This window comes from Empedobacter stercoris (assembly GCF_020281205.1).
GTDB lineage: Bacteria > Bacteroidota > Bacteroidia > Flavobacteriales > Weeksellaceae > Empedobacter > Empedobacter stercoris.
In genome coordinates this window covers 1-16,205 of sequence record NZ_JACXZC010000013.1, presented here as the reverse complement: position 1 = coordinate 16,205, position 16,205 = coordinate 1, and the positions used below count along the sequence as shown (strand labels likewise).

Here is a 16,205-nt window from a genome sequence, read left to right as displayed (position 1 = left end):
CTTTAGATAAAATATATTGATAATTTGTATTTTCTTTTTACATAAATATAAATTGTAAAATAGGTAAAAAAATTGGTTACTAAAAATGATAATGCTGCTCCATTTATCCCATAATATGGAATTAATATTGCATTAAAAATCAAACAAATAAAGGTAGAAAACAATAAGATTACAAAATAAATTTTAGATTGTCCTATCATATTTAAAATAACTGGAGCTGTACACAGTGTAGAACTTATTACTTGAGAAAACAAAAGGATTATTAAAGGTATATATGCCTCTGAATAACCTTTTCCAAAAAATTCTAAAAGAGGAACTCCTATAAAAATCAAGATAGTTGTTATAACTATATTTAACAATAAAACTATTCTTGTATTATTTTTGATTAACAATTGTAAATCTTCAAATTTATTCAAACTAAAAAATTCTGATATTTTTGTAGAAATGTTAATATTAAACGATATTATAACCATTGACAATATTGTGATTAACTTCATAATCGTGGAATAATAAGCTATATCTACAGAGGAATAATATTTTTTCAAAAGAAAAATATCTATACTTAGATTTGAAAAAATTAATATATTACTAAAAAGCATTGGAGTCGATCTTTCTAATAATTTTTTATTACTTATTATAAAAACTTGTGCATTAGAAAGTTTTAATTTTTTATTATATAAAAAGCAGCAAACAGTTGTTATTATTGCCAATATTACAAAACCAAAATAAAAAAAATCGACTAAAGAATAATCTAAGTTAAAATTAATTAACAAAACACAACCTAATAATAAGGGTAAATATTTAAATGTATTTCTAAAAAGCTCAGATAAATATACATAATTGATTGCTCTTAAATACTCAGTATTAAATATTGTTAAACTATAAAAAAATAATATAAAGATTCCTTTTTTTAAGAATAAGAAAGTATCACTTTCAAACAAAGTTATTGGCAAACAGTTGAATAATATATAAACTATTAAACACATAATAAACATAAACAAAACAATCTTATTATACAGTTTTTTCATACTATAAAAAGATTGTTTTGACTCCAAAAATCCAGAAAAATATAAAATTGATTGATCCGTACCTAATAATGTAATACTACCTAGTAATAATAATAATGTTCTAGAAAAATCATAATCTCCTACATTTTTAGCTGGAAAATTTCTTGTCATTATTAATGTTATTCCAAACAATGTAATTATGCCAATAATTCTCAAAAAAAGAGTTATTAAAACCTTTTTAAGGTCCTTATTTTTAAGAATTTGCTCAATTTTATCTCGCATTTCTTATACTTGAAATCTTAGCATATTTCTTATAAAAACGAGTTAAAACACTATAAAAAATAAAAGCTACAATAAGAATAATTGGAAAGACAAATTTACTTTTTAGATAAAATTTCGAAATAGGTTCATTATTAAAAGAAATGTTTACAGGGAATATGATCTTTTCAGATTCAATAATTTTAGTATCTATTTTTAATAATTCTTCTAAATATTCTTTTTTCAAATCTATAACTAAATCTAATTGATCGTAGTTATTAATACTTACATCATTTTCTCCTTTTTTTAAATCATTAGTACCTAATTTATCCAAAATCACATTGATTTGATCTATAGATTTTGTTAATTGAATTTTACTTTCTTTTAAATTTTCTATGCTCAATTTACTTCTATCCAAATAATACTTAGATTTATTTAAATCCTCTAATAAAAAATCAACAATAGTTTTTGTATAATTATTAGTTTTTGTTGTGATAGTAATTAAATGATACTTATTGGTTTTTAAAATATTTTTATCTTTCAACACCTTTTCAAAATTTTGTCCATTCTCCGACAAAATTTTCAAAAACTCCCTATTTTGAGTATTTTCGATAAATGATTTTATGTCTGTAATTGGTTCTATTTCTATTTTTAAAATATCTTCTAAAAATATCTTCTCTTTTTTATTACGGGGAATATTAGAACTAAAATTTTGTATTTCAGAATAAAGATAATCTGTACTAGTAAAATTAGGCACAACAATTACTTCTGTCTTATATTGAACAGGAGCATATTTATCATAAAAAAAGCCTAAAATTACTCCTAAAATAATTAGTAGTAATAAAATATATTTACTCTTTATAAAAAATCTAAGTACATTAAAAATTAATAATCCTAAGTTTACAAAAATTTCTTTGATTTTTTGTGCTAGATAAATTAAATCAATTTCTTGATTATTATTTTCTTCTACTTTACTCATTATTTGTTTTAATTATAATTTTTAATAACCTCTATTATTCTTTCAACAGCCTTACCATCTCCATATGGATTATGTGCATTACTCATTTTTTCATATAAATTCTTATCATCTATTAAAGCTTGTACATTTTTAACAATTAAATCTACATTTGATCCTACTAGTTTTACTGTACCAGCTTCTACAGCTTCTGGTCTTTCTGTTTCATCACGAACAACAATTACAGGTTTTCCTAAACTTGGAGCCTCTTCTTGCACTCCGCCACTATCGGTAACAATAATCTTTGATTCGTTCATTAGCCAAATAAAATTAGGATAGTTTAATGGTTCTATTAAAACTATATTTTCAATACTAATCAATTCTTCATGAACAATTTTTAAGATTTTAGGATTTAAATGGACAGGAAAAACAAATTGATAATTTTCGTTCGATAGTGCAAGTTCTTTTACAGCTTTACATACATTTAAAATTCCATTACCATGGTTTTCTCTACGATGACAAGTTATCAAAACAATTTCCTTATTAGATAATAATCTTAATTTTAAATCTGCAACAATAGAGCTATCAGATTTTACTTTTTCTATTCCATATAACAAAGCATCAATAACAGTATTTCCAGTAACAAAAATTTTACTATCATCAATGTTTTCTTTAAGTAAATTTCTTTTAGATGATTCAGTCGGAGAAAAATGATAATCACTCAATACAGATGTAATTCTTCGATTTGCTTCCTCAGGAAAAGGATTTCTTAAGTCTGAAGTTCTCAAACCTGCCTCTATATGGCAAATTTTAGAGCCATGATAAAAAGAGGCTAAACTAGCAGCCATTGTAGTAGATGTATCTCCATGTACAAATACATAATCAGGATTATAAACTTCTAATACTTCTTTTAAATTATGAATTATTCGTTCTGTTATACTATATAAAGTTTGATTTTCAGTCATTATATCTAATCTATAATCACATTCCAATTCAAAAAAATCTAATACTTGATCCAACATTTCTTTATGTTGTCCAGTATTACAAATTTTTACATCAAAAAAATCTTCTTCTTTAAAAGACTTTATTAATGGAGCTACTTTTATTGCTTCTGGTCGTGTTCCAAAAACAAATAAAATTTTTTTCATACTTAATATAATAATTTAGGTAAATTTCTAATACAAAACGCTAAATTACTAATTTTCTTTTAAATTAATCTTCATTTATTTTTTAACCAACTCATCTAATTTATTCCGTAAATTTGTTCTCACATTTTAAACTAAATTATTTGAACTATGTTCCTCGAAAATACCTTTAATCATAACAAAAAAAGTGGATGGATAGAAGTCATCTGTGGCTCAATGTTTTCTGGTAAAACCGAAGAACTTATACGCCGTCTAAAACGTGCCGAATTTGCTAAACAACGTGTCGAAATTTTCAAACCTACAGTTGATACTCGTTACGCAGAACGCGAGGTAGTTTCACACAATCAAAACTCGATTACATCAACGCCTGTCGAGTATTCTTCGGCAATTTTATTGTTGGCTGATGATTGTGATGTGGTAGGAATTGACGAAGCGCAATTCTTTGATGAAGGAATCGTAGATGTTGCCAATCAATTAGCGAACGAAGGAAAACGTGTGATAGTGGCTGGTTTGGATATGGATTTTAAAGGTCGACCATTTGGTCCTATGCCTAATCTAATGGCAACTGCCGAATATGTGACCAAAGTACATGCGATTTGCGTGCGTACAGGAAATTTAGCCAATTACTCACACAGAAAAATAGACAGTGATCGTCTTGTCGAATTAGGCGAAACTTCAGAATACGAACCATTAAGCCGAGCTGCTTTTTGGGAAGAACATAACAAACAAAAAGTTGAAAACGTATAATCTAAATCAAATTTCGAGTATCACAAATGGTACTTTGATTGGAAATGGAGATGCCATCATCGATCAAATATTCTTTGATTCGCGTATGATTGTCAATCCAACTCACGGAATTTTCTTTGCACTTCATGTCAATCAAAAAGATGGTCATTTATATATTCAAGATGCCTATCAAAAAGGAATTCGAAATTTTGTGGTCGAAAAAGCATTGACTCATTTACCTCAAGCAAATTTTATAGAGGTTGAAAATCCTCTATTTGCTTTACAAAATTGGGCAAAAATTCATCGTCAACAATATCAGTTTCCTGTCATCGGAATTACAGGTTCTAATGGAAAAACAATTGTGAAAGAATGGTTGAATCAATTGTTATGGAAAAAATTCTCAATTGTTCGAAGTCCAAAAAGTTATAATTCTCAATTCGGAGCAGCGCTTTCTGTTTTGCAAATGGAAGAAAAAAATGATTTGGGAATTTTTGAGGCAGGAATTTCGATGCCAAACGAAATGCAAAATCTCGAAGAAATTATTCAGCCCACAATTGGTGTATTGACAAAAATTGGAGAAGCGCATTTAGAGAATTTCAAAAATCAAGAAGAATTGATTCAAGAAAAACTGAAATTATTTTCGAATGTAGAAAAATTAGTTTTCAATATCGATAATGAAAAAGTTCGTCAAGCTATTCTTGAAAACATATATTTAAGCAATATAGATAAATATTCTTATGGTTATTCAGATTCTGCCACTGTGCAAATCAAGCAAATCATAAGTAATCAGACTAATACGCAAATTTCTATTTTACATAATCAAGAAGAATTCACTTATTCTATTCCTTTTATTGATGATGCTTCGATTAAAAACAGTTTAATTTGTTTAACAACATTAATCAGTTTAAACATTGATTACAATCAATTTAAAGAAGAATTTAATCAATTATTACCAATCGAAATGCGTTTGGAAATAAAAGAAGCGATTAATCATTCTATCTTAATTAATGATACCTTCAATTCTGATCTAAATTCATTAAAAATTGGGCTAAATGTTCTTAATCAACAACCTCGTGATAAAAAATCGCTGGTTTTGACGGATATTTTACAAAGTAATTTATCTGACGAAGATTTATATCAACAAGCTGCCGATTTAGTGAATCCTTATCATTTTGATGAAATCGTTTTGATTGGTGAAAAAATTTCGCAGTTCAAAAATTTGTTTCAATCGTATGTTCGTTCATTTAATTCGACTGAAGAATTCTTAGAACAATTCAAACATCAACATGTCGATAACGAAGCAATTTTATTAAAAGGTGCTCGTCCATTCAAATTAGAAAAAATTTCGAACGAATTGGAAACGCGTTCCAACGATTCTGTTCTCGAAATTAATTTGCAACATCTTATCGAAAATATAAATGTATATCGTTCGTTGCTAAAACCAACCACTAAATTGATGTGTATGGTAAAAGCGAATAGTTACGGAACGGGTAGTTTTGAAGTCGCAAATACGTTACAAAATAATGGTGTTGATTTTCTTGGTGTCGCAATAGCTGACGAAGGAAAAGAATTACGCGAGGCTGGAATTACGGTACCAATTATTGTAATGAATCCTGAACAAAGTAGTTATTCTACTGTGATCGATTATCAATTGGAACCCGAAATTTATAGTTTACGTGTGTTAAAATTATTTATTCAAAAATTACAAGAAAAACAGATTTCTTCATCTTTTCCAATTCATCTGAAAATGGAAACGGGAATGAATCGTCTTGGGTTTCATGAAAATGATTTCGAAGAATTAATTGCAATTTTAAAAGATCATTCACAGGTTGTTGTTCGATCAATTTTCACGCATTTGGCAACAGCAGATATGCCAGAAGAAGAAGATTATGTCAAATATCAATTGAATCGTTTTGATAACAGTTATGCTGCTATTTCAACAGCCTTAAACATAAAACCAATTAAACATGCGTTAAATTCTCCTGGAATTGTTGCCTATGGCGAACATCAATACGACATGGTTCGTTTAGGAATTGGTATGTACGGTTATTCGGAATATACCGATTTTATGGAGAAATACCTGAAACCTGTTGTACGTTTTAAAACGGTTATTTCTCAAATTTCTGAAATTGAAAAAGGTGAAACTGTAAGTTACGGTCGTCGATTTACCGCAGAACGAAATACCAAAATTGCAACTTTACCTGTAGGTTATGCCGACGGCATTCGTCGTTCGCTTGGTTATGGAAAGGGAAAAGTTGGTATTCATGGAAAATTAGCTACCATAACAGGATCTGTTTGCATGGATATGATGATGGTTGATGTAACTGACATATCTTGTAAAGAAGGTGATGAAGTTACAATCTTTGGTAATCTTCCAACTTTAGCGGACGTTACCGAATGGTTAGATACAATTCCTTACGAGGTTTTGACTTCTGTTTCGCAACGGATAAAACGAGTATATTATAAAGAATAATACATAGAAAGAGTTACTGAAAAGTGGCTCTTTTTTTGTATTTTTAAAAAAAATAAATGGATAAAATAATTAGATTAATTGAAGAGTATAATAATTCTGACGATTCTCTGAACAATGAATTCGAATTAGAAATAACATCTGAACAGATTCTTTTTTATTTAAATGATTTTACCTTAAATAAGGATGATTATCCGACAGAAATTTATGATTCATACCCACTTTCTGTTTCACAAATAGAAAAACTAAAACCTTTTCTAAAAGTAAATAAAGCTTTTTCTTCCAACTTTTCGAAATTTTCATATTATTTAAGTTGTTATGAAAATAATGTAGAATAGTTAAACAATTCTACAACTTAGATTCAAAATTACTATCTTTATTCCTCAATTTAGATCAATTTATGCGCAGTCTTTTAGCTTTTATTTTCATTATTTCAACCATTTCTTTTGCCCAAGAAACGAAGAACGATTCCACACGATTAAAAGTTGGCGTTGTATTGAGTGGTGGTGGCGCAAAAGGTTATGCACATGTTGGTGCTTTAAAGAAAATAGAAGAAGCTGGAATTAAGATTGACTATGTTGGAGGAACAAGTATGGGAGCGATTATCGGCGGCTTATATGCGGCTGGTTATACTCCCGATGAACTTCAAAAAATCATGTATCAACTGGATATTTCTTCTTTGATTACACAAAATAAAGACCGTGCAGAAATTCCTTTTTTTGAAAAAGCATACAAAGAAAAGTATATCTTAGAATTACCTTTTGATAAGTTCAAACTAACCATTCCAAATGCTTTTTCTAAAGGGCAAGGACCATTAGATTTATTAACATATCTACTACGCCCAGTTCACAATATCGACGATTTCAATCAACTTCCTACACCATTTGTTTGCATTGGAACAAATCTCGAAACTGGTGAAGAAAAAGTGTTTCGTTCAGGATTTTTACCTCGCGTAATTTTAGCTTCTGGCGCTTATCCTACGATGTTGGACCCTGTTACAATTGACGGAAAAATTTATGTTGATGGCGGCGTTGTCAATAATTTCCCTGTCAAAGAAGTAAAAGAAATGGGTGCCGATATCATTATCGGAGTCGAGCTTGGAGATGGTTTGCAAAAGGGTGAAGACCTCAATTCAGCGATTGATATTTTGAGTCAAATTATGACGATGAGCATCGTTAAAAAAACAGATGAACAAAAGAAATTAGTAGATCTTTTAATTAAACCTGAATTGAAAGAATATTCTGTGACGAGTTTTGATAAAGTAGATTCCATCTACAACAGAGGTCTTATCGCTTCAGAAAAAGTGTTTGATCAATTGAAAGAAATTGCTCAAAAACAACATGCATCCAAAACTCAAAGAAATGAAATAAAATTGGATGATTATGTTTTGGTAAAAAATATCGAGGTTGAAGGTTTGAAAAATTTTAACAAGAATTACATCGAAGGTAAATTAGGGATTCGAACTCCCGAAATAATAAAATACGATGATTTAAAGTTTGGAATTTCGAAGTTATATGCTTCAGGAAACTTTAATAATATTACGTATAAAATTTCAGAAATCGAAGATGATGAAAATTTATTAACCTTAAAAGTTCAAGAAAATAAGACCAAACAATCAATTCGTTTCGGATTACATTACGATGATTTATTCAAAACAGGGTTACTTTTGAACTTTACGTCTAAAAATTTATTTGTCAAAAACTCGGTACTTTCAGCTGATGTTGTCGTTGGGGATTATGCTCGATATAACATCAATTTTTTCATTGACAATGGATATTTACCAAGTATTGGTTTCAACTCTTTTTCACATTATTTTGATAAAGAAATTGACCTCAGAAACTTCTTTGGTCAAGATAATATTTATAAAAAAGTCAATTACAATTTTAGAGAATACATCAATCAAATCTACATTCAATCTACAATCAAAGAAAAATATGCGATTGGTGTTGGCTTAGAGCATCAATATACGAAGGTTTTTACAAACAACTATATTACGAAAAACGAAGATTTTCCAGCAAAATCAGAAGGTTATTATTGGAAAGCATATGGCTACATCAAAGCAGATAACCGAAACAATGCTAATTTTGCACGAAGTGGTTTAAAATTTGATGGAAGTTTCAAGTATTTATTTGATTCTAATGTTACTGGATTCGAAAATAACTATTTATTAGAATCAAGTTTAGAGGCAAATTTTCCGTTAAATAATTTCCTAAGTTACAGATTTACTGCTAACTTTGGAACCTTTTTCAACGATAATGTAACGATACCTCAGAAATTTTATATTGGAGGTTATGTTGAACAAGATTTTTTCAATTACACGAAGTTTTATGGGCTTCCTTTTGGCTCTGCGATTGGCGACAATCAATTGTTATTTGGGTCTCATTTGCAAGCTCGAATTTTGAAAAATCATTACACAAGTCTGTTTATGAATATCGCAAATATTACCGACAGATTTGAGCAATTAAGTTTAACCGATTACAAATATCTTGGATATGGCATTACCTATGGCTACGATAGTCCATTAGGACCTTTAAATTTCATTTGGAGTTATTCGCCTTATACCAAAAAAGGATTATTTAATTTAAGTTTAGGTTACTGGTTTTAGAACAATGATAGAATTATTTTACGAAACAGATTTTGAGTTAAAAGATGCTCAAACTTGGATAGATTGGATCGTAGAGAGTATGCGAAATGAAGGAAAAACAATAGAAGATTTAAACTATATTTTCTGTGATGATGAATACTTACTTCAAATTAATCGACAATATTTGGATCACGATTATTATACAGATGTTATCGGTTTCGATAATTCTATTGAAGACGAATTGATGGGTGATATTTTTATTAGTATCGAAAGAATAAAAGATAATGCAGAGCAGAATAATGTCTCTTTTGAGAATGAATTGGCTCGTGTTGTGATTCATGGAATATTACATTTCGCTGGTTATATGGATAAAGAACCAGAAGAAAAAGAATTGATGACTACAAAAGAAAATCACTATTTAGAAACGTTTAGTCACTATCTAAATTCATAATGTTCCACGTGGAACATTTATTATTTTAACAAGAAAAATAAGTTTACAAATCAAATGATATTTCAATCAGAATATGATGTAATTGTAGTAGGTGGTGGTCACGCTGGTGCTGAAGCAACAGCTGCAGCTGCCAATTTAGGAGCTAAAACACTCCTTGTTACAATGAACTTACAAACAATCGCGCAAATGTCTTGTAATCCTGCTATGGGTGGAATTGCAAAAGGACAAATTGTTCGCGAGATAGATGCTTTGGGTGGATACTCAGGTATTATTACAGATAAAACGATGATTCAATTCAAAATGTTGAATCAATCAAAAGGTCCTGCGATGTGGTCACCACGAGCTCAATCTGACCGCATGCGTTTTGCCGAAGAATGGCGCTTATCATTAGAAAGAACAGAGAATGTTGATTTCTTTCAGGATATGGTTAAAAACTTAATCGTAGAGAATGGTAAAGTTTGTGGAGTGATTACAGCGATGGGAATGAAAATTCGTTCTAAAACTGTTATCTTAACAAATGGAACTTTCCTAAATGGTTTGATCCATATCGGAGAAAAACAATTTGGAGGTGGACGTATGGGAGAATCTGCTGCATTCGGAATAACAGAACAACTCGTTGATTTAGGTTTCGAAGCTGGCCGAATGAAAACAGGAACACCTCCACGTGTTGATGGACGATCAATTGATTATTCGAAAATGATTGAGCAACCAGGAGATGAAAACCCATCTAAATTTTCGTATACCAATACGCCAAAACTAACCAAACAACGCTCTTGTTGGATTACATATACCAATCAAGAAGTACACGATTTATTACGCGAAGGATTCGATCGTTCTCCAATGTTTAACGGAACAATCAAATCAACTGGACCAAGATACTGTCCATCGATAGAAGATAAAATTAACCGTTTTGCAGACAAAGATCGTCACCAAATATTTGCAGAACCTGAAGGTTGGCATACAATGGAATTCTATATAAATGGATTTTCGACATCTTTACCTGATGATATTCAAGCAAGAGCTTTACGATCTGTACCTGGTTTTGAATATGCAAAAATTTTACGCCCAGGTTACGCCATCGAATACGATTATTTTCCACCAACACAATTAAAACATACGTTAGAAACAAAGTTGATTGATAACTTGTATTGTGCAGGTCAAATAAACGGAACAACTGGTTATGAAGAGGCCGCTTCTCAAGGATTAATGGCAGGAATAAATGCTGTGTTGAAAATTCAAGAAAAAGATCCGTTTATCTTAAACCGAAACGAAGCATATATTGGTGTTTTAATCGATGATTTGATTACAAAAGGAACAGAAGAACCTTATCGAATGTTCACTTCCCGAGCAGAATATCGAATCTTATTGAGACAAGATAATGCAGACGAACGATTAACAAGAAAGGCTTTTGACATTGGTTTAGCATCCGAAAATCGTTTGAGAAGAATGGAAGAAAAGTTTGATAAAGCTGAAAAACTTGTTCACTATTTCGAAGAAAATTCGATCAAACCTCTAGAAATAAATGAGGTGATAGAAGAACGAAATGGTACTCCATTGAAGCAACCAAATAAAATGATTTCTGTTATTTCTCGTCCAGAATTAAAGCTTTCTGATTTCACAAAATTAAACCGTGTGAAAGAATATATTGATTCTAATGAATATGATGACGAAGAGTTAGAACAAACAGAAATTCAGATAAAATATAAAGGATACATCAAAAAAGAACAACAGAATGCAGACAAATTGCATCGATTAGAAAATCTTAAAATTCCAGCAGATACGGATTACAGTATTTTTGGATCAATGTCTATCGAAGCACGCCAAAAATTGGCAAAAATAAAACCAGCTACCGTCGCTCAAGCTTCAAGAATTAGTGGTGTATCACCAGCAGATATTAGTGTATTATTAATTTACATGGGAAGATAATATGGAAAATGTTCCACGTGAAACATCTCAAGAAAATCCTTCAAAAGAAGGATTTTCTGGTATTAAGAAATTAGATTTAAAAGATTATTTTTTAACTGGAGAAAACTTCGAATTGTTTGAAGATTCTAAAACAGGCGTTTTATATACTCTCCCCCAGCCTATCGAAAATTTGGGTAAATATTATGAAAGTAAAAATTACATTTCCCATACCGATGGAAAAAAATCTATTTTCGAACGCTTTTACCAAATAGCAAAATCAATCAATCTGAACAACAAATTAGAATTGATTCGGAATGTATCAACAGGTAAAAAGATATTGGATTACGGTTGTGGTGTTGGAGACTTTTTAGAACATTTACAAAAAAATGGTTACGATGTTTTAGGAATGGAACCAAACGATTCTGCGCGAAGAATTGCTCAATCTAAAATTGGAGTTGAAAAAGTTACTTCTACAGAATTAGAACAGAATAATCAGAAATATGATATCATAACGCTGTGGCATGTTTTAGAACATATTCCAAATTTGAATGAAATCATTCATTTGTTAAAAAAACATCTAAACGAAAATGGTCGATTAATAATTGCTGTACCAAATCATCAATCATACGACGCAGCTTATTACGGAAAATATTGGGCAGCTTATGATGTACCTAGACACCTGTGGCATTTCTCTGCAACAAGCATGCATAAACTTTTTAACAACTTTGGTATGAAAATTGAATCTACTCATCCGATGAAATTAGATTCGTTTTATGTGAGTCTACTTTCTGAAAAATACAAAGGAAATAAATTAGGTTTTTTGAACGCTATTAGAATTGGTTTAAAATCAAATGCAAAAGCAATGAAAACGGGAGAATATTCTTCTTTAATCTATGTAATTAAAGCCGAAAATTAAAATAAGCCCTTTTAAGCTATTTTTTATAAGCCAATTGAGCATTATGACCTTTTTATTAAAAAAATTGAATAAATCTAATATATATAAAAGCCCTTTTTTGGACTATAAATACATAAAATAAATAGCTATGAAAAAAAGTATTTTATTATTTGGGATATGCGCTTCTGCTTTCTTAACATCTTGTGCATCTACAACGGTAGCAAAACAAGAAATTGAAACAGGTAAAGAAGTGAGAGGGTCATGGACATTAACAAATGTTGACTACGAAGGTCTAACAACGAATGAAGTTCAGGGTAATGTAAAAGTTACGGATGCCGTATCAAGAGTATTTGATACTGCAAATCCAGAATGTTACGAAGGTTCTACTTGGAACTTGGTCCAAAACAATAAAAAAGGAACGTATACATTTAATAACGCAGGTGGAGATTGTCCTTCAGGAACAGCAAACATTATTTGGAATTTACAACAAGATGGTTCTACAACTTTTTTTATTTTCAAAGATGTAACAGGAATCAAAGCTAAACAAAATACTGCTGGTTACAAAATACGTGTAGATTATGTTGATGCAAATTCAATGAGATTAGTACAAGATATTAATGCAAAAGGAAAAATTGCACAGGTAATTTATAACTTCCAACGTTAATCAACAATTTAAAAAATTTAGAAATTATGAAAAAAATAAATACAAAAATAACTGCAATCGTATTAGGAGGTTCATTTATCATGTCTTCTTGTACAGCAGTACAAAACGCAAATAACACTCAAAAAGGTGCTGGTATTGGTGCTGTTGGTGGAGCTGTGATTGGTGGTATCTTAGGAAATAATATTGGTAAAGGTGGAAACACTGCTTTAGGTGCTGTAATAGGTGCTGCAGTTGGTGGAGCCGCTGGGGGTGTTATTGGTAACAAAATGGATAAACAAGCTCAAAAAATCGAAGAAGTTTTACCAGGTGCTGAAGTTGTAAGAACAGAAGAAGGAATTAACCTTATTTTAGATGAAAATTCTAGAGTTACTTTCGAATATAATAAAGCTTCTTTAACTGCTGTTGCTAAATCGAATTTAGATAAATTGGTAGAAGTTTTCAACGAATATCCTGATACAGATTTATTAATCGTTGGACACACAGATAACGTAGGTTCGCAAGGATATAACTTACCATTATCACAGAAACGTGCACAATCTGTAAAAGATTATTTAGTTGCAAAAGGAATATCTTCTTCTCGTTTAACATCAAAAGGTAAAGGTTTAGAAGAACCAATCGCAGACAATTCAACTGCAGAAGGACGTGCTCAAAACCGTCGTGTTGAGATTGCGATTACTGCAAATGAAAAAATGAAAGCTGACGCTGCTAAAGAAGCAAATGGTCAATAATCATTTATATTATAAAACAAGAAAAGCGTTCAGCTATTGAACGCTTTTTTTTATGTTTACAAAGGTTTAAACTTATTTAAAATTAACCACAAACCATTTGTTATTGATCTTTTCTAACGTTACTTGATACGTTTTAGAAGATTGATCTTTTAAGTTCGCTTGCATTTCTACTAAGGCTACTTTTTCATCGGCATCTAAAACTTTTGCCTCATTAATGGTAGCTTGCTCTAAATTTTTGATGATTTCATCAGAAGAAAATTTTTGATAGGTATTCCATTCTCCATTTCTTGTTAAAGCAAAAGCGCCAGAATAATTTTTCTTCGATAAATTTGTCATAAAACGATTCGACAAAGACTTCACCATTCCTGCTTCTTTACTTACATCAATAGGCACATCTTCTAAAGAAAGTGAATCTACAACTGCACCAATCAAATTAATTGGCACTTTTACCGCCTTACGATTGGTTAAATAACGTTCAGAGTTAGGTATTCGAACTAAAATATCTAAACGATCATTCTTTATCTTAGAAGCATCTAAAGAGGAATATTTAATCGTAATTGCATTCTTTCTATATAAATCATCAAAAGAGTTTGGATCAATCGTAGCTCGGAAAGTATACACAATATTACCAGAATTAAAAACTTCTACAGCTGCTGTTACAGCTTGATCCAATTGAATTTCTTCTCCTTGCGCATTATAAAAAAACGGCGATATAGAAATACCCTTATCATCTTGTTTTACACTAAAATCAAAACGCTGAACATTTGAAGTTGGTTCTGTTGGCGTTTCTATAACATCTAACGCTTCTGGTTTTGGAATACCATTAACCAAAGGAACTTGATTTCTATTCCAAGTAAACTTATGCTGTAAAGCTACTTTTTCTGCAATATCAAAAACTTCATCAACCGTTTTTCCATCTAACAACGTACGAACAATTCCCCAACGCGCTTCATTATCCATGGTTGGACTTGTGTTATACTCAAAAATAATTTGTAATGCTTCTTTGAACTTATCTTGTTGCATAACAGGTAATGCTTTCGAGATTTTGTCAACTGTCTCGCTAAAAGTTTGCGCTGAAGAAGAATCTATTTCAATGTTATCATTCTTACAACTGATAATCATTAAAGCAAAAGAGGCAATGATGAATAAACGTTTCATATAGTATGGATTAATACGTTTTAAGTTAAAGTTTTATCAGCAGTAAATATACTAAATACTTGAATTGAATAGCTTTTTTTGTTCAAAAAAAAGCAGACTCTCAAAACGAAATCTGCTTTCAATATAAAACAACTAAAACATGTAAAAAATTTTAAATCTTCATTGGAACTTCAATGAACATTAATCGTGATCCTTTCGATACATTAAACGTAAACTCATTTACATCTTGTATCTCAACTACATCTCTTCTTGCTAATGTATTTCCATCAAACTCCACTTCACCTTCTACTACCATAAAGAAAACTCCGTTTCCTTCCTTTTGTACTTTATATGTTTCTGTTATATCTTCTGTGTAATTTCCTAAAAAAATCCAAGCATCTTGATGAATCCAAACACCTTGATCATCTGCATACGGTGAAAGAACTTGGTACAATTCGTTTTCTTTTGCAACTTCACGAATAGATATTTGCTGATAACGTGGTTCTACATTCATTTTATTTGGAATAATCCAAATCTGAAAAAAATGTCCTTCTTGGTTTTCATAGGCATTCATTTCACTATGAAAAACACCAGTTCCAGCACTCATCACTTGAACATCTCCAGACTCAATAATAGAACCTGTTCCCATAGAATCTTGATGCGAAATACCACCTTTTGTTGGAATCGTAATAATTTCCATATTATCATGCGGATGTTTACCGAATCCCATTCCACCTGTTATGATATCATCATTTACAACCCGTAAAGCACCAAAATGAATACGAGATGGATCATAATAACTTGCAAAACTATATGAATGACGAGTATTTAACCAACCATGATTAGCTCCTCCTCTAGACTCCGATTTAAATATTTGGTAATTCATAGCTCTTAATTTTCTTATAAATTTATGCTGATTTATAAACATAAAAATTGATATGTGATAAGTTATAAATCACTAAACCAAGATAAAGAAAAAAGATATTTTTTTTCATCTATTAATTAAATGTTAAAAATATTTTATATTTTAGCATTCAGTTAACACATGAGGAATATTTATGCTATCAATTTCAAGCGAGTCGACATTTAATGTGGTACTTTGGATTCTATTCCAGATTGTTCTTGTAATTATAGTAGCCATCATTTTGTATAAGATTTACAAAAAACTTACAAAATGAAAAAAGGTTCCGAAAATTTAGACTGCACCCAAAAGTTTGGACAGATTAAAAATTAATAATTATAAAAATGAGTTCGATATTCTATCGGACTCATTTTATTTA

14 protein-coding genes are annotated in these 16,205 nt (G+C 30.3%); 9 read left to right on the top strand and 5 right to left on the bottom strand.

Annotated elements, in window-relative coordinates:
• Nucleotides 1–2: 2 nt before the first annotated feature.
• Genes IF125_RS07665 through wecB form a run of 3 tightly spaced genes read right to left on the bottom strand, consistent with a single transcriptional unit; the run spans nucleotide 3 to nucleotide 3,368 of the window.
• Nucleotides 3–1,289, bottom strand: a complete 1,287-nt coding sequence (locus IF125_RS07665; protein ID WP_225542076.1) for a lipopolysaccharide biosynthesis protein — start codon at nucleotides 1,287–1,289, stop codon at nucleotides 3–5.
• Entirely contained in the window at nucleotides 1,279–2,244 is a 966-nt protein-coding gene (locus IF125_RS07660; protein ID WP_225542075.1) for a hypothetical protein, read from the bottom strand. The genes IF125_RS07665 and IF125_RS07660 overlap by 11 nt, the downstream gene beginning before the upstream one ends.
• A gap of 8 nt (nucleotides 2,245–2,252) precedes the next feature.
• The gene (gene wecB, locus IF125_RS07655) at nucleotides 2,253–3,368 is read right to left on the bottom strand and encodes a non-hydrolyzing UDP-N-acetylglucosamine 2-epimerase (RefSeq protein WP_225542074.1); all 1,116 of its coding nucleotides are present in this window, start codon (nucleotides 3,366–3,368) and stop codon (nucleotides 2,253–2,255) included.
• A gap of 147 nt (nucleotides 3,369–3,515) precedes the next feature.
• On the opposite strand from wecB, the gene IF125_RS07650 reads away from it, so the two are divergent.
• The 9 genes from IF125_RS07650 (at nucleotide 3,516) to IF125_RS07610 (ending at nucleotide 13,788) form a co-directional block, all read left to right on the top strand.
• Nucleotides 3,516–4,112, top strand: coding sequence for a thymidine kinase (locus tag IF125_RS07650; RefSeq protein WP_171622936.1), 597 nt, complete (start codon nucleotides 3,516–3,518; stop codon nucleotides 4,110–4,112).
• Complete coding sequence (locus tag IF125_RS07645; protein ID WP_225542073.1) at nucleotides 4,099–6,564, top strand: bifunctional UDP-N-acetylmuramoyl-tripeptide:D-alanyl-D-alanine ligase/alanine racemase; 2,466 nt, start codon at nucleotides 4,099–4,101, stop codon at nucleotides 6,562–6,564. The genes IF125_RS07650 and IF125_RS07645 overlap by 14 nt, the downstream gene beginning before the upstream one ends.
• A 56-nt stretch (nucleotides 6,565–6,620) precedes the next feature.
• Nucleotides 6,621–6,899, top strand: a complete 279-nt coding sequence (locus IF125_RS07640; RefSeq protein WP_171622934.1) for a DUF7683 domain-containing protein — start codon at nucleotides 6,621–6,623, stop codon at nucleotides 6,897–6,899.
• A gap of 62 nt (nucleotides 6,900–6,961) precedes the next feature.
• On the top strand, nucleotides 6,962–9,166 hold the full coding sequence (locus IF125_RS07635; RefSeq protein ID WP_225542072.1) for a patatin-like phospholipase family protein: 2,205 nt from the start codon (nucleotides 6,962–6,964) through the stop codon (nucleotides 9,164–9,166).
• Between the two features lie 4 nt (nucleotides 9,167–9,170).
• Entirely contained in the window at nucleotides 9,171–9,596 is a 426-nt protein-coding gene (gene ybeY, locus IF125_RS07630) for an rRNA maturation RNase YbeY (protein WP_225542071.1), read from the top strand.
• Between the two features lie 54 nt (nucleotides 9,597–9,650).
• Entirely contained in the window at nucleotides 9,651–11,522 is a 1,872-nt protein-coding gene (gene mnmG / locus IF125_RS07625) for a tRNA uridine-5-carboxymethylaminomethyl(34) synthesis enzyme MnmG (RefSeq protein ID WP_225542070.1), read from the top strand.
• A 1-nt stretch (nucleotide 11,523) separates the two neighbouring features.
• Entirely contained in the window at nucleotides 11,524–12,417 is an 894-nt protein-coding gene (locus IF125_RS07620) for a class I SAM-dependent methyltransferase (protein ID WP_225542069.1), read from the top strand.
• A 127-nt stretch (nucleotides 12,418–12,544) separates the two neighbouring features.
• Nucleotides 12,545–13,060 carry a lipocalin family protein gene (locus IF125_RS07615; protein WP_225542068.1) on the top strand — a complete coding sequence of 172 codons (516 nt, stop codon included), beginning with the start codon at nucleotides 12,545–12,547 and terminating at the stop codon, nucleotides 13,058–13,060.
• 26 nt (nucleotides 13,061–13,086) lie between these two features.
• Nucleotides 13,087–13,788, top strand: coding sequence for an OmpA family protein (locus IF125_RS07610; protein ID WP_225542067.1), 702 nt, complete (start codon nucleotides 13,087–13,089; stop codon nucleotides 13,786–13,788).
• Between the two features lie 72 nt (nucleotides 13,789–13,860).
• Here the strand turns inward: IF125_RS07610 and IF125_RS07605 are convergent, their stop codons facing one another.
• Entirely contained in the window at nucleotides 13,861–14,946 is a 1,086-nt protein-coding gene (locus tag IF125_RS07605; RefSeq protein ID WP_225542066.1) for a hypothetical protein, read from the bottom strand.
• A gap of 151 nt (nucleotides 14,947–15,097) precedes the next feature.
• On the bottom strand, nucleotides 15,098–15,811 hold the full coding sequence (locus IF125_RS07600) for a pirin family protein (RefSeq protein ID WP_225542065.1): 714 nt from the start codon (nucleotides 15,809–15,811) through the stop codon (nucleotides 15,098–15,100).
• Nucleotides 15,812–16,205 lie beyond the last annotated feature (394 nt).

Bases quoted from the DNA above. Each gene is read 5' to 3' on its own strand.
- IF125_RS07665 (WP_225542076.1), bottom strand. From the start codon at position 1,289: ATGCGAGATAAAATTGAGCAAATTCTTAAAAATAAGGACCTTAAAAAG.
- IF125_RS07660 (WP_225542075.1), bottom strand. From the start codon at position 2,244: ATGAGTAAAGTAGAAGAAAATAATAATCAAGAAATTGATTTAATTTAT.
- wecB (WP_225542074.1), bottom strand. From the start codon at position 3,368: ATGAAAAAAATTTTATTTGTTTTTGGAACACGACCAGAAGCAATAAAA.
- IF125_RS07650 (WP_171622936.1), top strand. From the start codon at position 3,516: ATGTTCCTCGAAAATACCTTTAATCATAACAAAAAAAGTGGATGGATA.
- IF125_RS07640 (WP_171622934.1), top strand. From the start codon at position 6,621: ATGGATAAAATAATTAGATTAATTGAAGAGTATAATAATTCTGACGAT.
- IF125_RS07635 (WP_225542072.1), top strand. From the start codon at position 6,962: ATGCGCAGTCTTTTAGCTTTTATTTTCATTATTTCAACCATTTCTTTT.
- ybeY (WP_225542071.1), top strand. From the start codon at position 9,171: ATGATAGAATTATTTTACGAAACAGATTTTGAGTTAAAAGATGCTCAA.
- mnmG (WP_225542070.1), top strand. From the start codon at position 9,651: ATGATATTTCAATCAGAATATGATGTAATTGTAGTAGGTGGTGGTCAC.
- IF125_RS07620 (WP_225542069.1), top strand. From the start codon at position 11,524: ATGGAAAATGTTCCACGTGAAACATCTCAAGAAAATCCTTCAAAAGAA.
- IF125_RS07615 (WP_225542068.1), top strand. From the start codon at position 12,545: ATGAAAAAAAGTATTTTATTATTTGGGATATGCGCTTCTGCTTTCTTA.
- IF125_RS07610 (WP_225542067.1), top strand. From the start codon at position 13,087: ATGAAAAAAATAAATACAAAAATAACTGCAATCGTATTAGGAGGTTCA.
- IF125_RS07605 (WP_225542066.1), bottom strand. From the start codon at position 14,946: ATGAAACGTTTATTCATCATTGCCTCTTTTGCTTTAATGATTATCAGT.
- IF125_RS07600 (WP_225542065.1), bottom strand. From the start codon at position 15,811: ATGAATTACCAAATATTTAAATCGGAGTCTAGAGGAGGAGCTAATCAT.